This window comes from uncultured Bifidobacterium sp. (genome assembly GCF_949292005.1).
Lineage (GTDB): Bacteria > Actinomycetota > Actinomycetes > Actinomycetales > Bifidobacteriaceae > Bifidobacterium.
Genome location: NZ_CASEXV010000037.1, coordinates 1 through 18,844, shown reverse-complemented (window position 1 = coordinate 18,844; position 18,844 = coordinate 1). Strand labels below are relative to the sequence as shown.

Here is an 18,844-nt window from a genome sequence, read left to right as displayed (position 1 = left end):
CGGCGGCGTAACGCGGATTCCGGTCATTCCTACGGTCACGGCGCTCATGGCGCTCATGGTCGTCATGGTCGGAAGAGCGGCGGCGGGGACGATCCTCGTACCTGTCTCCCCGATCGTTGCGATCGTCACGATCCGAGCGGCCACGGTACCCACCACGGTCACCACGATCACCACGGTCACCATGGTCAGCACGGTCACGTCCACCGCGGGGAGCCGACTGCTCCTGATCCTCGAACCCGGGAACGGCGAGCGAGATCTTGCCACGGTCATCAACTCCCTGAACGACGACCTCGACGTCATCTCCCTCCTTGAGGACATCCTCGACGGCATCAATGCGCTCGCCACCGGCCAGATTGCGAATCTGCGAGATGTGCAGCAGCCCATCCGTTCCGGGGGTGAGGTTGACGAAGGCGCCGAAGCTGGTGGTCTTCACGACCTTGCCCTTGTACGTCTCACCCGCTTCCGGAACATGCGGGTTGGCGATGGAGTCGATGATCTCCTTGGCCTTCTGAGCGGCCTCGCCACCCTCGGAGGAGATGAAGACGGTTCCGTCATCCTCGATCGCGACCTCGGCGCCGGTGTCCTCCTGGATCTTGTTGATCATCTTGCCCTTGGGCCCGATGATCTCGCCGATTTTCTCGATCGGGACCGTCGTGGTGATGATCCGCGGCGCATAGGGGCTCATCTCTGCGGGTCCGTCGATGCACTCGGTGATCACATCGAGGATGGTCGCACGGGCCTCCTTGGCCTGCTGCAGGGCGGCGGCCAGAATGTCGGCGGGAATCCCGTCGAGCTTGGTGTCAAGCTGCAGGGCGGTGATGAACTCAGACGTTCCCGCGACCTTGAAGTCCATGTCGCCGAAAGCGTCCTCGGCACCGAGGATATCCGTGAGCGTCTTGAAGACATGCTGTCCGTCGACTTCGCCCGAGACCAGACCCATGGCGATGCCCGCCACAGGAGCCTTCAGCGGAACTCCGGCGGCGAGAAGCGACAGCGTGGACGCGCAGACGGATCCCATCGACGTTGATCCGTTGGATCCGATGGCCTCGGAGACCTGGCGGATGGCGTAGGGGAACTCCTCACGGCTGGGGAGCACAGGAACGATGGCCTTCTCTGCGAGGGCCCCATGACCGATCTCACGGCGCTTGGGCGACCCCACACGACCCGTCTCGCCGGTCGAGAATGGCGGCATCTCGTAATTATGCATGTACCGCTTGGTCTGAGGGCCGGACAGAGAGTCGACCTGCTGCTCCATCTTGAGCATGTTCAGCGTGGTGACGCCAAGAATCTGGGTCTCGCCGCGCTGGAACAGAGCCGAGCCGTGAACCCGCGGGACGATGTCGGCCTCGGCCGACAACGTGCGGATATCGCGAAGCCCACGACCGTCGATACGGAAATCCTCGGTCAGGATGCGGCGACGGACGATCTGGCGCTGAAGCTCCTTGAAGGCGTTGCCCAGCTCCTTGTCCTTCTCGGCGGCGTCCATGTCGGTGAACTCATCGGCGATGGCCGCGCGCACGGACTCCTTGATCTCGTGAATGCGCTCCTGACGGGGAAGCTTCTCCGCGATCGACAGCGCCTCGTCAAGGTCCTTGTGGGCGATCTCGTCGATTCGTGAATACAGCGCGTCGGTGTACTCGGGGAAGAGCTGGAAGTCCTTCGTGGGCTTCGCGGCGAGTTCCTTGAGCTTGTCCTGCGCCTCGCAGATGACCTTGATGAAGGGCTTGGCCGCTTCGATTCCGCCGGCCACGACCTCCTCATCAGGCTTGGTCTGGCCCTCGTCATAGATGAGGTGCCAAGCGTTCTTGCCGGCTCCTGCCTCGATCATGGCGATGGCGACATCGCCGTTCTCCACCACACGCCCGGCGACGACAAGCTCGAACACGGCCTTGTCGCGTTCGGTCCACGTCGGGAATGCGACCCACTGTCCATCAACCAGCGCCAAGCGCACGCCGGAGACCGGCCCTTCGAAGGGCAGTCCGGAGATGAGCGTGGACGCAGAAGCGGCGTTGAGCGCGATCATGTCGTAGGAATCCTCGGGATTCACGGCAAGAACGGTCTCGACTACCTGGACCTCATTGCGCAGCGTGTGCGGGAACAGCGGGCGAAGCGGGCGATCGATGATGCGGCAGGCCAGAATGGCGTCCGTCGAGGGGCGCCCCTCACGGCGGAAGAACGACCCCGGAATCTTCCCGGCGGCGTACATCTTCTCCTCCACATCGACGGTGAGCGGGAAGAAATCGTAGTTCTCCTTGGGGCTCGATCCCGCCGTCGTGGTGGACAACACCATGGAGTCATCGTCGAGATAGGCGGCGACCGCCCCATCGGCCTGCTGGGCAAGCCTTCCCGTCTCGAAGCGCAGCGTGCGCGTGCCAAACGACCCATTGTCTATAACGGCCTCAACGGCCTTGATTTCGGGACCCTCCACTGGGTTCCTCCTTTTGTTGTTCTGTTTTCTTATCCTCTGATACCCACATGGTGATCTGACGCCCGGCAGCCTCCGGTGCCATAATCGCGCGGCATACCCGACCGCGACCCTCGTATGTCAGATGTCATTCCTCATGTTTGCGGACACCCCGTCCCGGGGAGTCCCCTCAGCGTTTGCATTATCGCACCCCCGACAGACCTTGGGAGTCCTGCCGGGATAAAACCGCCCCTGAAACGAGAAACGGCTCCCGGGTGGAAGTCCACCCGGGAGCCGAAGTCTTATCGACGCAATCCCAGACGCTCAATCAGCGAACGGTATCTATTGATGTCCACCCGCTTGAGATAGTCCAGCAGACGACGACGCTGACCGACCATCAGCAGCAGTCCACGACGCGAATGATGATCGTGCGGATGCTCCTTGAGGTGCTCAGTCAGATCGGCGATCCTGCGGCTCAGCAGCGCGACCTGAACCTCCGGGGATCCCGTGTCGCCCTCATGTGTCGCGTATTCGGAGATGATGCTGTTCTTGTCCTCAGCCGTCAATGCCACGGCGTCCTCCTTTGGTGTCTTGCTGCGCGGTGTCATGACCCGATGCCATAACGCTCTGTATCCGCGGGCGAAACACGCCGAGTCACCAGTCTACGGCATCGCAACGACCACACGCCTAGAAAATGTGAAGAAGTCCGGAGAGAACGACGATGAGATAGGCCAGGACCTCGATCACGAAGAACAGGATGAAGGACATCCAGCTGCGCGTCAGAACGTTCAACTTCGACCGCTTGGGTATCACGACAAGAAGTCCCACAAAGAGAACCGCGTAGAACGCCATGGCGAAGCCCGCTGCCATGATTCCGATATCAGCGGCGTTCGCATACTGCGCGCGGCTTCCATATATCACATAGGCGGAATGCCAGAAATCGAACTTCAACAGCCCCAGGCCGGCGATAAACTGCTCGGCCGCCAGCCCCAGCACGAAAACGATCCTCCACAGCCACCGGGAGGACTCGACGATGGCGAGCCCCAGACCGGCGAACATGATGACGGTGACCAGCCACGACACGAGGGCAACGCCCTCAACCGTGATGGATGGCATGTGGGACACAAGCCAATCCGTGCGGCGCGCCGCAAGAAGACGCCCCAGCCAGTAGGGAAGGATGATCGCCAGCAGAACCCCCACCCCGTAGACGATCCAATGCGCCGGATGGGCACGCCGGCGACCCATCTCGGCAAGGGAGAGATCGGAATCCCCTATAGAGGCATCAGGGTGTCTCGACACCTCGACCGTCTCGGGAACACCATGGACGATCTCAGTGGCCAGATTGTCGTCGGAACGAAGCGATTCGGATGCGGATGGCGCAGACGATAGGGGACGACCATCGGTTGGGGCATCCGGGCGCCGGGAGCCCTCAGGCGGCCGATCTCCATGGACAGTGAACGCGGAGGAATCAGACATGCATGCTCCATCCATTGAATCCGTACGTCTACACAATACGGGAGAAGAATGGAGCGGACGACGGGAATCGAACCCGCGTAATCAGTTTGGAAGACTGAGGCTCTACCATTGAGCTACGTCCGCGTGTCGCCGTCAGGCAACTCGTGTGATTATACACGAGTTTGCGGGCCGCTCACACGACGGCACGCCGACAACACCACAAAAGCCAAGGCGCGATTCCCGTCGTGCGACAGCGACGGACTCCAACGGACGGCGATGGGTCCCGAGCCCGCGGACAGACGTCGTCCCAGTCCCGAAACCAGCGCCTCCGCCACGTCGTCACCCAGAACCACATGTGGAACAGACCGCCTATCGTCCAGAATCTCGATGCGGCTCCACGGCATCCCATCCACCGCGTAGGGGAAATCCGAATCTCCCAGTGCCGCACACCACGCCTTGACGACACATTCTTTGCCGGCCCACCTGGCGGCGAGATGGATGATCTCGTCATCGCCATGCGCCTTGGACAGCGCGACGCATTGGCGCCTCTCCCGGACCGAGAACAGATCAGTCATCCGCGACCCGGGGAGGACCATGCCGTCACGGAACGACGGGATAGCGACGACATCGCATCCCACGCCGAGAACAGGGGCAAGATCCTCGCCGAGATCGCACACCGCCGGGCAGTCCATCATCGGTCCGAACCATCGGGACCATCGGCCACGCCGGCATACACGCCATCGGCGCCCAGACGGGCATCCGGATCAAGAAGCATGGCGGATTCGACGTCATGGGATGTTCCGCGGGACATGGCGTCCCCCATGCGGCGATTGTCTATGGGCTCATACAGGGGCCCGTGCCCCATCATGCCCTCGACCAAGCGCCGGCGGCCCCATGCGAGGCGGGCGTTCGCGCGTTTCCTCCACCGATCGAGAACGTCCACGCCCTCGTATCGAGCGACCGACGCCTCAAAGGCTCCGGGATGGACCAACGCCACGACGGCCGAGACATGTCCAAACCCCAGCGATGTCGCCAGCGCCGCCCTGACAAGGCCCAGGTGGAGCGCGCGTCGCGGCCAGACCATCGCGGCATCACGCCTCATCACGGGATCCACGCAATCCAACGCCTTGTTTCCCGGAACCACTCCGGAGGCGAAGATCTGCGTGAGCCCGTTGACCTGGAACACGCAGGCCCCGCCCTTCGCGTGACCGGTGAGGGTCTTCTGCGAGACGACCAGCAGCGGATTGCCCTCGGAGCGGCCGATGGCCCGGGCCAGACGCTCATGCAGCTCCGACTCGTTGGGATCGTTGGCCCCTGTGGATGTGTCGTGCTTCGACACGACCGCGATGTCATCCACGGACACGCCGAGACGCCTGAGGTTCCTCACAAGACGCGCGTCCCGTCCACCAAGACCCGCCGCGAGGGCTCCGAGCCCGGGAGCCGGGATCGACGTGTGGGCGCCGTCCGCGAACGAATGGACATACCCCACCACAGCGGACACCGGCAATCCCATGGACAACGCCACATCGCCGCGCATGACCAGCACCGTTCCGCCGCCCTGCGACTCGACGAATCCTCCACGACGACGGTCGTTGGCTCGCGAGAAGAACCTCGGAGCGATCCCCTTGGCGGCCATATCGCCGCTGTTCGCCGTGGCGTTCATGTTTCCAAAACCCTCAACGGATTCCACGCCGATGTCGTCAATGGCTCCGGCGACAACCACGTCCGCCTTGCCCAGCGCGATCTTGTCGCAGGCCTCCTCCAGGGAGACGGCAGCCGTGGCGCACGCGGACACCGGCTGCACCATCGCCCCGTATCCACCCACGTACGACTGCATGACATGGGCCGCCACCACATTGGGAAGCGCCTCCTGAAGTATGTCGCCGGGAACGTCGTGCCCGAGGAAACGGTCCAGATACAGACGCCTCATCGACCGCATCCCCCCGAAGCCGGTGCCCTGCGTGTCGGCCACCTGCGAGGGGTGGACGGACCGCAGTATCTGGGCCGGCGTGATTCCGGCGGACAGGAAGGCGTCAACCGCGGTGACGAGATTCCACAGCGCGATGGGATCGACCTCCCCGACCATGGATGCGGGAATGCCCCACCGCCGGGGATCGAATCCATCCGGAATCTGCCCGCCAACCGTGCGTGTCATGGCCGCTCGACGCGGAACCCTGATCATGGATCCACGTCGCCGCGTCACGACCCAATCGTGGGAATCGTCATCAGACGCGATCGCCGTCCGCTCCGGATCCTGCGCCACATACTCCTCGGCGCGACGGCGGTCCGGGACATGGAAGGAGACGTCATGGTCGAGGAACACCTCGACCTCATGCTCGTCGGCGCCGTCGCGGTAATCGCCTCCCATACCCTCCTCGAAGGGTCGAATCCCGCTGCGCGCAACGACCTCATCGTGGAAGCGGTCATGGATGTCCTCCTCCGGAACCTGTGTGTCATCCGCGTCATACCAACCCGGAGTCGGGCCGTCCTGCCAGTGGATGAGACCCATTCCCCAGGCCAGCTCAAGCACCGCGGCGGCGGACAGCTCCACAGTCCCATCGGATTCCAGCCCCATCTCCGCCTCGAAACGCGTCCTGCCGGAGCCCCAGGGGCCCAACTCGCCGACGGACACCACGACGATCATCTCATCCGGCCGAGCCTCGACATCACCCCATTGCTCGGGGTCGAGATCCACCACATGCGGAACATGTGGCGTGGGAAGAACCCGGATGCCGCGGCGCGGAACCTGCGGCGCCGGCTCGCGATCCGCCTCCGTGGCGACGGCGTTATCGGACCCGGAATCCCTCGCGGCCTCCTCGCGCAGCTTCCGGATGTCGAGAGGAGACGCTCCCAAACCTCCGGTGAGATCGGCCGTCAACGGCGAGTCCGTGGCACGGCGCCGAGCGTCCGGCGTGGCCAGATCTATGATGCTGCCGGCCATCTCTTCCGTGGAGTATGTACGCAGGCCATGGCGTTCGGCGGCCGCGGCCAAGAGATCGTTGCCCCCCATCAGTCCGGTTCCCCTGACCCATCCGATCAGAGGATGGGCGAACGTGACGCGCGACGACCATCCGGACTCCGAGGTGGATCGCGCCACCAAAGCGTCAAAAGCGCCTTTGACCTCCCCATATGCTCCATCGCCGCCGAAAACCCCACGGTTGGGAGACCCCGGAAGAACCACATGCATGCGATGCGAGACGTCCGCTCCCGACTCCGCTCCCGCGAATCCGGCGATGAGACGCTCCACACCCCACAGCATGAGTCTGGCCTGCGATTCGAACAGCGGTCCCGAGTCCTCCAACGACCCATGCACACGCGGCGCCGCGAAGGGGATGAGCACATCGGGAGAATAGGCCGGCTTCACAACCGTCGTCGTGGCACCCGACACCGATGTCTGCTCGGAGGTAATCCAGGAGACCAGAGCATCCACATCCCGATAGCTTGACAGATTCGCCGACGCCAGCCACAGCGTGGATTCCACACCGGCATGGTCCCGGAACATGTCACGCGCCCATATGCGCATCCGATCGTCAAGGCGATGGCACACCGCGATGACGGTGGCTCCCTCCTCAAGAAGCCGGGAGACGACGGCCCCCGCGATCGAGCGCGGGCCCACCCCCGTCACCACGGCGATCGTGGATCGGAAGCGCATGGCTTTCCCGGCATCCCGCGTCAGCAACGCGTCGGCCGCTATGGATTCGAGGTGATTGGCCGTCTCGACATCTCCGTCGCGACGGGACCGCCCGGCGAACCACTCGGCCTCATCGTGGACGGCCTTCCCTGATCCCACGAAATCGCGGGAAGCCGCACGCGCGTCATGCTCGTGATAGACGCGTGCGACATCCTCCCGGGCCGTGGCCCACCGATCGTCGAAGAGGATCGCGGCGAGGGGATCAAAGGTCGGCGCCACCTGACGCGGCCAATCCTCCCCCAATTCGGCGCGGACCGTCTCGGCCAACGCACGGGCGTCGACGTCGACGTCTCCCGTGGGAGCGGGCGTCGACAGCCCCAGCTGGTCCAAAACGCATCGGGCGGTCGCGGCGAGGACCCCGTCCGGACCGGTGACGCGAGCGGCATAGTCATCCAGCGCCGCGGAGTCCACCACGGCCGAGCCCGATCCACGGACGGGCTTGGAGACCTGGATGCCATGCGACGCGGCGACCGCAGTCACCGCCTCGTCGACAAGCCCCTGCGCCGACGCCGAATCCGAGACCGTCGTTCCCAGTGTCGCCAGATCGCCTCCACGAAGCGACTCGCCCTCGCGGGTTCCCAGACACAGCTCAAGCAGGACATGGTTGACCCACCCCTGTCTCAACGACCACACCGACGTCACGCGGTTCTCGATGTCCTTGCGCGACATTCCGGACGCGCCGAACACCTCTCTGATCCGGGCCGACACCGCCTCGACGAGGACCTGGCCGAAGGGACGGTACGAAGGCGCCGCGGCGTCGACCATCCCCCCAAGTCGTGACATCGGAGCATCCGCCGCCCCATCCACTCCGGGGATCCCCAGCTCCACGCCCATATCCATGATCAACTGATTGCGCCGCGACGAGACGCCACTGGTCAGGGTGTCGGTCGTGTCATGCGCCGCTATCTGATCGGGTCTGATCTTGGCCTCGTAGGCGATCACCGCCGCGACCGCCTCATGCGCCGGAAAATCGAGATCCGCAACGGATTCCGCCGGAACAGCGGCAACAGCAGGCTCCTCGACCGGCCCGGCGACGTGCGCGGCATTGGCGGTGTCGGCCATCGGCGACGCGCCCGCATCACTTGATCCGGGATCACCCGATGCCATGGAACCCAAGGCCGTCGCCACAGTCTCCACCGGAGGATCGACGTGGATGTCCGCATCCGTCATATAGACGACCGCGGAATCCCGCCCCACATTGCGCACATCGACGTGAACTCCCTCAAAACGTGGAAGTTTGAGTGTTTTCGCCGCCATATTCGCCAACGTTGGGGCCGATCCGGGACCAACCTCGATGAGCTGGCCCACACCCAGACCTCCGCGTCTGATCGACGAGAACAGAAGATTCTGCGTCTCGATCCACCGCACCGGCGATGCGAACTGCCAGCACAGAAGCTCGATGAGCAGGACCCTGGCCAGAGCATGGGGATGGCTGGCGAGCCCGTCCCACCGCGCGGGGTCGTTGAGAATCTCGGACACCGGTTCGGAGGGCACCACATCCAGTATCGACCGGGCGAAATCCCGCGTGAGCTCGAAGGGACGCGCCACAAGGTTCGGAATATATCGGCCGACCAGCCGATCTGAATCGATGTCCTGTGGGAGAAGCCTGTCAAGAGTGCTTCGAAACTCCGGCACTCCCTTACGAAGCAGCGTCGAATGGAAGGGGACGTCGATTCCCGGCACGAGCATGAAAGGCGGCTTCCCGCCATATTCCGCCGCACGACGCTCACTGTCGGTCTTCAACGCCTTCAGCCCCGCAATGGTGCCGGCGACGGCGTATTGCGATCCCTCGAGGTTGTAGTTCACGATCTCCAGGAACTCGCCACTGTCCCGCGCCACGCCCTCGACATAGTCGCGCACGCCGTCGTCTCCCACGCCGAACTGGTTGGGGCGTAGCGCGCCCATCCGGTAGTTCGAGCGTCCACGCTCGTCGCGCTCGATGAGATGATGCATGGTGGATCCTCGATGGTAGACCAGCTCGATCACCGTCTCCAAGGGGATTATCGACGCGAATGAGCTCAGCGCCGTGTACTCACCGAGCGAGTGACCGGCGTAATAGGCCGGCCATACATCCGCTCCGGCCTCCCGCAGCCTCGCCGTCTGGGCGAATGCCACCACCGCGAGCGCGACCTGCGTGAACTGGGTGAGATTGAGGAGTCCGTCAGGATGACGCAGAACGGTCCCGTTCACGACGATGCTGCGTGGGTTGTCACGCACTATAGCCAGTATCGAGAATCCCAGACGATCACGGGTGACCGCGTCGGCTCGCTCCCACACATCACGAACCGCCGGCGACGAGGATCTCTCATCCAACGTCATTCCCGTGCTCTGGACACCCTGACCGGGGTACACGAACGCCGTAACGGGAGAGTACGCCCGCGCGGTTCCGCGGGACACCACCACGTCCCCCACACGGCAAGTGGCCTCCAAAAGCATCCCGCCGTGACGGACCCGTCCAATCCTCTCCACCGTGACCTCTATGGAGTCCCGAAGCGCGACCATTCCGAACATCGTGTAGGTCCAGCCTTCGATCCGCCACGCACGCCCGTCGCGATCCGTCGCCTGCATGATGTGCTGGACGGCCGCAGACAGCCACATGCCATGCACGAGCGGAGCGTCCAGACCTGCCACGCGGGCCGCACGGCGTGAGGTGTGGATGGGGTTGAAATCACCCGACGTCCGGGCGAACGTCGTCATGTCGTCAGGCGCGGAGATGACCACACGGCGCAGGTGGCGGCGCACGACGTCGACGCTGTCCTCCGGCGACACGGCCCCGCCGTACGGAGCGCAGGACCGGGGTTTGTCCTCCGATCCGACACGTCCGCGGATGATGAACCGTTCGGTCTCCTCGGCGATCGCGACACCATCGGATGCCGTATGGCTGACGTGTATCGTGACCAGGCGTCCCGACGACGACTCCTGGCAGCGCTCGGCCCAGGAGCGCACGCTGATCCGACTCCCGACATACCGTGTCAGATTCTCGGAAGGAACGAGCAGACGGATCATGTGGTCAAGATGCACCGCGTCAAGCAACCCCTCGATAACGGGAGTGCCACCCATGTCTATGGAGCCCAGCGCCGCATAAATCGCGGGCCACACCGGTCCCACCAAGGCATCGGGGACGAGCTCGGACGGATCAAGACCATCCGGCAGCGTCCCCGCCGTGGCCGCCTCGTGGTCGGCTCCCAAACCGCGCGACCACGTGTACTCGTATGACGCCACCCCAAAGGGATGCTCGACGTCCGGCGAATCCACACGAGGAAGGTCCTCGACCGGATCGCCGCCCGCGCCGATGCCGCCGACTCCCGCGGTACCAGCAAGAAGCGACCTGACATCCGTAGCCAGCCGTTCACGGTCCACCCTGGGGGCCCGGCCGACCGACGCGACGTCCACACGCAAGGGAATGGACATCGACCGCACGGCGTGACGCGCGGGATCGTCCACGCCGCGATCACCGTCATATGTGTCCAGATCGATAACCGCCTCGAGCAGGACATCGTCCCCGTCATGGCCCACAACGACCATCCGCCCCAGTTCCCCACCATGATCGGATTCCCCGACCTGCGTCCGCAGCGGGTTCGGAATCATCCTGCCCAACCATGAGATGACCGGACTATGCCGCACCAAGGCCTGCGCGACGGCTTCCACGTGCGAGGCGCCATCCACACGCGAGGCATCATCCACACGCGAGGGCGCGTCGACGGCGGAGATGGCGGTGGACACGTCCTCATCACGCGGCGCCTCGTCAATCGCCGTCCTCTCGAAGCGCCGAAGAATCGACGCCACCGGCTCGTCCATGCCCGTTATTCCCGCCACTGAGACCGGCCCGGGAATCACACGCACTGAATCAGCCGGGTACCGGGGATCCTGGGACTGCCACAGCTGATCCTGCCCCCACCAGCGCAGAAGATCCTCGTCGAGTACGGGAACGAAGGGCATGGGCTTGGGATACTCGCGGACGAGTTCGGGGAACCAGGCGGCGTCCTGGGGCTCCACCCTCAACGAACCCGCGAGGGGATACCTCGCGACCAACGCGTCGATCGCCGACGCCGGGTCCTCGGTGACAAGACGCTCATCGAGCACGGACTCCACCGTTCCCGAGTCCTGCTCGCACACACGCGCCTCGATGCGGTCGAGCAGATGGGCGAAACGCACGGCATAGGTGCGGTCAGCCCATGGATGGCAGAGATCCGCGAAACGCCGGGCCCATTCCTCATAGGTCATCGTCTCCAGATCGCCGAAATAGGGCTTGGCGGTGTCTGCGAGCGCCGCGATGATCTCCTGCCGACGCGAGGCCATCTCCTCGGGATGCGTGGTCAGATGGGCCAAAAGCCTGCCGCAGCGCGCCGAAGAGTTCTCAACCTCATAGATGTCCGCGTGCAGATGGCTCATCCCCGACGTCATATCGCCGCTGACGTGGAAGGCCTTCACCCATGGCTCACGAGGCGCGAACGGATCTGTGTCCGCATCCCGACCCGTTGACGCGGGAAGTCCGGGGGTGTTAACAAGCATGCGTTTGACATCCGGACTGGTCAGGGCCTCCCGCGCGGTCATGGCGGCGGTTCCGATCATCACGGCGTCCACGGGCATGGGCGGAAGCGAGCGGCCGGCAGACCACGTTCCCCAAAGGTAGCGCGACGCGATTCTCGCGGTTCCCATGCCTCCTCCGGCCACCAGCACTATGTTGTCGCACGCCCTCACCTGCGCGTAAGTCCTCGCGAGAAGATCGTCCAGAGACTCCCACGAATGGTGCCCTCCGGCCTGCCCTCCCTCGACCTCCATGATGATCGCGGCGGGCGCCGCCTCCTTCGCTATCGCGACCACCTGGCGGATCTGATCCACCGTGCCGGGCTTGAAGGCCACATACGGGAAGCCCTCGGCCTGCAGATCGCGGACAAGCCTCGTCGCCTCGTCCAACGCCGGTATCCCCGCCGACACGACAACGCCGTCGATGGGCGCTCCGGCGGCCCTGCGCCGTGGGACAATGCGGGATGATCCGAATTGCAGGCCCCACAGATACCGGTCCATGTACATCGCGTTGAACTCGATGGAGCGCCCCTCCTGCAGCAGTCCGGAAAGACGATCCATATTCGCGTCGAAAACCTCGGCTGTCACCTGCCCGCCACCGGCGAGTTCGGCCCAATATCCCGCATTCGCCGCAGCCGCGACGATTCCCGGGTCCACTGTCGTCGGCGTCATGCCCGCGAGAAGAACCGGGGGCTTCCCCGTCAAGTCGCTGAAGCGCGTGAGCAGACGCGGCTCACCGCCAACCATGCGGACATGGGGAAGGAAGACGTTCCAATCCTGCAACCTCTCGGGATCCTCGTCGGATGTGGATATCCGCTCACGCATGTCGCCCTCCGACGCATCGACGACACCGGCTCCCGTCCCTTGAGCGAGGGATGAGACTATCCGGCCAAGGACTCGCCCCGGCCCCATATCGAGAATCCACAGCGGATCGTCTCCCGTCGAGGAGGACTTAAGCAGATTCCTCATTCCCGCAGCCCAGTCGACATGCTCGACAAGCACGGTCGACGCGAGCCGCGCCGCCTCATCGCCATCCAGCCCACAGGCCTCGGCCCAGCCGCGCACCTCCACAACCGCCGGCTCCATCAGGGGGGAGTGGAAGGGCACCGTCACGTCGAGATACTCCATGACGGGATCGAAAAGCGATCCGCCACGGGTTCCGGCCTTACGCTCCACGGCCTCACGGCGCTTCTCATCGTCCGCGGCCCGTGACGCCACGATAAGATCCCCGGGATATCCGGACAACACCACGCGGTCCGCGTCGTTGACCACGGCCACGTCGACAGGACCGCGGGCATCCGGAATCCGGCCGATCAACGCCCGGGCCTGGGCCGGTGTCATCCCCGTCACCGACAGCATCGGGGTTGCCTCCCCCTGAGCGCGGATGCCGAGGATTCCGGCGCACCTGGTTGCGGCGGCGCCTATAAGTCTGGCGATCATCAGAGTGTCGACGATATCCTTTCGGGCCCGGTCCACCGAGCCCGTCCGCAGAACGGCGTTCACCATCCTCGCCGCAAGCACGCCCTGCGAATGTCCCATGACGGCGCGAGGACGCGAATCCTGACCATAGCCAAGCTGCACGAGATCCAGAAACGCCCCGCACTGCGCCAACGCTATCCCCGGCACACTGACGGCCGCGTCGCTGGAGTCCGGAATACGGGACGATTCCGCCTCGTCACCGGTTGCCATGGCGGCCTCAGCCACCACCGACACGGGACGGCCCACGGCCTTCATAAGATCCGCGCTGACGGGCCCGAGCCTTGTCTCGGCCTCATCCATAAGAGATGTCAGGGATTCCCACAGAACAGGATCGCCTCTGAGATCGGCGAGGGCCTGCGTCCACGGCGTGGATTGCCCCGCGAAGACGAGGGCGTGGCTGCGGCCGGAGAGTCCGGAGAGAAATGATGCGGTCATAATGTTTGATCCTTTGTTGCTGATATGCGCGACGACATGGATATGCCGTGGACGCGAACAGAAGTGGATGTATGTGCGAATGGATATGAACGAAAAGGCGGACACGGATGGATCCTGCCGCGGACAGGCCCGAAGTCGGACCGGACTTATCAGAGCGGAGGGTTGCCGTGGTGTCTCGATGTGCGCTCGGACCGTCTCTTGGACGAGAGCGCCGTCAGCGAGGAGACGATCGCGTCCCGGGTCTGCGCCGGATCGATCATCGCGTCGATCTGACCGGTTTCCAAGGCCAGATTCGCGTTGACGACCCGGTTCTCGTAGTCGTTCACCAGGTCTCGGCGAAGCGCCTCCACATCCTCGCCCCGCTCATGGGCCGTGAGAAGCTCACGCCGATGGATGATGTCGACGGCGCCCTGCGCACCCAGAACGGCGATGCGGCTCGTCGGCCAGGCGAACACCTCGTCCGCGCCGATCGACCGCGATCCCATCACGATGTATGCACCACCGAAGGCCTTGCGCAGAACCACCGTCACCAGAGGGACCTGGGCCTCGGCGTACGCGTAGATCACCTTGGCTCCCCGGCGGATGATTCCGGCCCTCTCCTGATCGGAACCAGGTCGATAGCCCGGAGTGTCCACCAAAGTGACCACCGGAAGGTTGAAGGCATCGCACATCGCGACGAACCTCGCGATCTTCTCCGAGGACTCGACATCCAGCACACCGCCCATGACGCATGGCTGATTGGCCACGATCCCGACACTGCGGCCATCGATGCACGCGAATCCGGTCAAAGCGCTTCCGGCATACATCTCATGCACCTGAACGAACTCGCCATAGTCCATGATGAGCGCGATGACATCACGCATGTCGTAGGGCTCACGGTCACGCTCGGGGACGATGGAGGCCAGCTCGTCCGCCGTCCTCCTGTCGGCGCGCGTGGCAACGTAATCGTATCGGGGCGGCGTCTGCTCGCAGTTGGAGGGAAGATATGACAGCACGACCCTCGCATAGTCGATGGCATCCGTCTCGTCCTCGGCCAGATAATGGGCGACCCCGGACACGGACGCGTGCATCCGTCCGCCGCCCAGATCGTCCATGCCGACGCTCTCCCCCGTCGCCTCACGGACGACATCGGGACCGGTGACGAACATGTGGGAGTTCTCACGGGTCATGACGATCAGATCGGTCAACGCGGGGCAATACACCGCTCCGCCCGCGCACGGGCCAAGGATGAGGGATATCTGGGGAACCATGCCACTCGCCCGGCAGGTCGCGCGGAATATGCCGCCATACCGGGAAAGCGCCGCCACACCCTCCTGGATCCGCGCTCCACCCGAATCCAGGAGCGCGACGATCGGCACCCCGACCCGCATGGCCTCATCCATCAGACGCAGGATCTTGTCCCCCTCGACGGCGCCCAGCGTTCCACCCCTCACCGAGAAGTCTTGGGCATACGCCGCCACGGTCCGGCCACGAACCTGCCCCATGCCCGTCACGACCGCGCATCCCGCCTGATCGTTGTTGATGTCCGCTCCGATGAACCGCCCGGTCTCCTTGAAGCTTCCCGGGTCGAACAGCAGATCCAGACGCTCACGCGCGGTCCTCTTCCCCTTGGCGTGCTGCTTGGCGCAGGCGCGTCCCTCACTCGCCCTCGCAAGATCGGCGGCACGCGCTATCGCAGGGGCCAATGGCTGTCGGGTCTGCATGGTCACGACTCCTTTCCGGACGGTTCGGCCCCGTCCTGCGAACATCCGGCGTCATCCATGACGACCAGAACATCCCCGGGCTCGACGCTCGCTCCCGCGTCGACCTTGACTGAGACCACGACGCCCTTGCATGGGGCATAGATGTAGTTCTCCATCTTCATAGACTCCACAACGACGAGGAGGTCGCCCTGGTCCACCTCATCCCCCACCTGGGCCATGATCCTCGTGACCACGGCCCTCATCGGGGATGCGATGACCCCCGGAGCCTCCTCGGGACGTCTCGCGGGGCCAGCCAGAGGACCGCCATGCCCACCTCGAAGCGGCTGCACCCTGCGGGCCTTTGGCCTGGTGATGGGGGATGCGAGAACATGCGCCACAACATCGCCAGGAATCGTGATGGCGGTGCGGTGCCCGTTGATCTCCACGACGAAGGACTCATCATCGGAACGTTCCGCTCCCGCGTCGGAATCAACGCCGGGCGTGAGGGAGGCCGGCTGCCCGGCGGCCGCGGTCGCCGGCGGCTTGTTGAGATAGGTGTCCTCCAACCATGTGGTGGAGATTCCCAACCTTCCCCACGAGCCGTTGAACGCAGGATCCGCCATGATCCGCCTGTACAGGGATATCGGTGTGGCCACGCCATGGACCCTCATCTCATCCAACGCCCGCATGGCGCGGGCGATGGCGCAGGGTCTGTCCTGGGCGGTTACGACGAGCTTGCCCATAAGCGAGTCAAAAGCAGGAGACACGACATCTCCCACGGCGACTCCCGAATCGACACGGATTCCGGGACCGGACGGCCATGTCAGCTCCTCGAGCGTCCCGGATGACGGAGTGAGGTTCGTGGCAGGATCCTCGCAGGTGATCCGGAACTCGACGCTATGACCGCGCGAGCCCTCAGGATGGGTCACGGAAGCACCCGCCGCGATCCGCACCTGCTCGCGCACCAGATCGATTCCGCACACCTGCTCGCTGACCGTGTGCTCCACCTGCAGCCGGGGATTGACCTCAAGAAACCGTATGGTCCCCTGTTCATCCATCATGAACTCGCATGTTCCCAGACCCACGTATCCGACGGCTTCGAAGAGCGCACGGGAATGGCGCGCCAGCTCCTCCTCGGCACCCTCGGGCATGAACGGCGCGGGAGCCTCCTCGATCAGCTTCTGGTGGCGCCGTTGGATCGTGCAGTCACGGGTGGAATACACCACGAACCCCCCATGCGAATCCCTGGCGCACTGGGTCTCCACATGGCGTGACGATCCGATGAACTCCTCTGCGAAATAGGATGAGAGATCGCCACCCTGAACGGCGTCGTGCGACATGAAGAAGGTCCGCAACCCATCATCGTCATTGACAACGCAGATTCCTCGGCCGCCGCCGCCGTCCATGCGCTTGAGCACCAGCGGATACCCCTGGCCGCGGCCAAACTCCAGCAGTTCATCAAGCCCTCGCACGGGATGGTCGATTCCGGCCGAGATGGGGACCCCGGCCTCAGATGCGGTGCGACGCGCCAGAACCTTGTCTCCCAGCCTCTCCAAAGCCCCGGGTGATGGGCCCACCCACACGACGCCGGTCTCCACGACACGACGGGCGAAGGACGGCGATTCCGATAGGAAGCCGTATCCGGGGTGAACGGCGCTGGCACCTGAACGGACCACGATCTCCATGACGCGGTCCTCATTGAGATAGGTGTCCCGATAGCTGTCCCCGGCAATCAGATACGCGTCATCGGCCATGTCCACATAGGGGGCGTCACGGTCCTGCTGCGCGTACACGGCGATGGTCCTAATTCCCATTTCCTTGGCGGTCCGAATGACGCGCAGAGCGATTTCGCCACGATTAGCCACGAGGAGGGATGTGATCGAATTGGACATACGGCAGACCGTATTAGGATGGCGATCCGCCCGTAACGATGAATCGCACAAGAAACACGGCCGTCTTTGGAGGTTTCCTCAAACGACATCAAAGGATGGCATCATGATCATCCGTCGCGGACATCACAGAATCGGCGGAAAAGAGCCGCATACCCCCGGATGAGGTCGTGCCGCGCCGAACGCCCGACGTCCTGTGGTTTTCGACAAAGAACCACGCGCCACCCCTGTCTACGATGTCCCGCGTGAAGGCCGGACGCAGGAATCGCCGCTTATGGCGCTGCCAGCTTCCACTACGGACAACGACACCGAAGGAGACACCATGCATGACATTCTGATCCGCATCCCATCACTGAGAAAGCCTCTGGGACAGAGCGTTATGAGGTCGGCGCTGTTCGCCGGACTCCTCGCGGCCGCGGCGATGTCCGGAGCCATCCCGCTGCCGGGGACTCCGGTCCCCATCACCCTCCAGACCTTCGTCGTGATGCTCGCCGGGCTCATGCTTCCTTGGCGCGAGGCCGCGGGAAGCATCATCCTCTATTTGGGGTCTGGGGCGGCCGGATTGCCCGTGTTCGCAGGAGGCGGGTCTGCGGCGTCGTTCGTAGGACCGTCCGGGGGTTTCCTCATCGGTTTCCTTCCCGCCGCGGTGGTGACCGCGATTGTGGCGTCGTCTCTGCGTCGTAGGACGGAAGCCATCGGCGCGCCGGTCGCGAGATTCTTCGCGCTGATGGCCGCCAATCTCACGGCCGCCATCAGCGGATGCATCATTGTGCTCTACGCCCTGGGAATCGGCGTTCAAAGCGCCGTCACATCCTTGTCTCCAGGAATCGTGGCGATGTCCACCGCGTCATTCATCCTTGTCGACCTGCTGAAGGCGACGGTCGCCTGCGCCGCCGTCAGCGGGATCTCCATGGCCGCCGCCCGACGGAACCCATCGTCCGCGAAGGATTGAGGCAAAGGGCCGTTGACCGCTGTATGCGGATCGCACGGTTCGCCGACCGTGGAATCGCTCTTCAGCCGACCATGCCCTCCGCGAAGTCACCCGGCCAGAACGCCGACGTCCCCCGTACGCACCACATGGATGACGCCGGTGTCATCGCGTATTCTCAGTGCCGCATCCGGCTCCAGATCCAGCGCCCTTCCGACTATGGCGCCCCCATTCGCCAGACGCGCCCTCACACGCCGGCCCAGCGTCCAGCATCGTCCGAGCATCTCATCATGGGTTTGATCCGCCACCCGACGAGGCGCGCGCACGAATCCTTCCATCCTCGATCGGAGTCGG

8 protein-coding genes, 1 tRNA gene and 1 pseudogene are annotated in these 18,844 nt (G+C 64.2%); 1 reads left to right on the top strand and 9 read right to left on the bottom strand.

Translation table 11 applies throughout. From position 1 onward, the window contains the following. From Q1X90_RS03045 to Q1X90_RS03010, 8 genes are all read right to left on the bottom strand, one after another. The coding region (locus Q1X90_RS03045; protein ID WP_300766434.1) for a polyribonucleotide nucleotidyltransferase at positions 1-2,428 on the bottom strand (2,428 nt) is incomplete at its 3' end. A 278-nt stretch (positions 2,429-2,706) separates the two neighbouring features. Next, complete coding sequence (gene rpsO, locus Q1X90_RS03040; RefSeq protein ID WP_300766432.1) at positions 2,707-2,976, bottom strand: 30S ribosomal protein S15; 270 nt, start codon at positions 2,974-2,976, stop codon at positions 2,707-2,709. 115 nt (positions 2,977-3,091) lie between these two features. Next, positions 3,092-3,880 (bottom strand): hypothetical protein, encoded by a 789-nt coding sequence (locus Q1X90_RS03035; protein ID WP_300766429.1) that lies wholly within the window; start codon positions 3,878-3,880, stop codon positions 3,092-3,094. A gap of 49 nt (positions 3,881-3,929) precedes the next feature. After that, positions 3,930-4,003 (bottom strand) — tRNA-Gly (locus Q1X90_RS03030). A gap of 26 nt (positions 4,004-4,029) precedes the next feature. Continuing rightward, positions 4,030-4,554, bottom strand: a complete 525-nt coding sequence (locus tag Q1X90_RS03025; protein WP_300766427.1) for a holo-ACP synthase — start codon at positions 4,552-4,554, stop codon at positions 4,030-4,032. Continuing rightward, positions 4,551-13,991: a type I polyketide synthase gene (locus Q1X90_RS03020; RefSeq protein WP_300766425.1), complete on the bottom strand. Its 9,441-nt coding sequence runs from the start codon at positions 13,989-13,991 to the stop codon at positions 4,551-4,553. The genes Q1X90_RS03025 and Q1X90_RS03020 overlap by 4 nt, the downstream gene beginning before the upstream one ends. Positions 13,992-14,140: 149 nt before the next feature. Then, complete coding sequence (locus Q1X90_RS03015; RefSeq protein WP_300766423.1) at positions 14,141-15,694, bottom strand: acyl-CoA carboxylase subunit beta; 1,554 nt, start codon at positions 15,692-15,694, stop codon at positions 14,141-14,143. 2 nt (positions 15,695-15,696) lie between these two features. Continuing rightward, on the bottom strand, positions 15,697-17,565 hold the full coding sequence (locus tag Q1X90_RS03010) for a biotin carboxylase N-terminal domain-containing protein (protein WP_300766421.1): 1,869 nt from the start codon (positions 17,563-17,565) through the stop codon (positions 15,697-15,699). A 319-nt stretch (positions 17,566-17,884) separates the two neighbouring features. Here Q1X90_RS03010 and Q1X90_RS03005 point away from each other — a divergent pair, with 319 nt between their 5' ends. Further along, a complete protein-coding gene (locus Q1X90_RS03005) occupies positions 17,885-18,514 on the top strand; it encodes a biotin transporter BioY (RefSeq protein WP_300766419.1) in 630 nt (209 codons plus the stop codon). Positions 18,515-18,600: 86 nt separating this feature from the next. Here Q1X90_RS03005 and Q1X90_RS03000 read toward each other — a convergent pair. Further along, positions 18,601-18,844, bottom strand: a pseudogene (locus Q1X90_RS03000) (biotin--acetyl-CoA-carboxylase ligase); the annotation flags it as partial.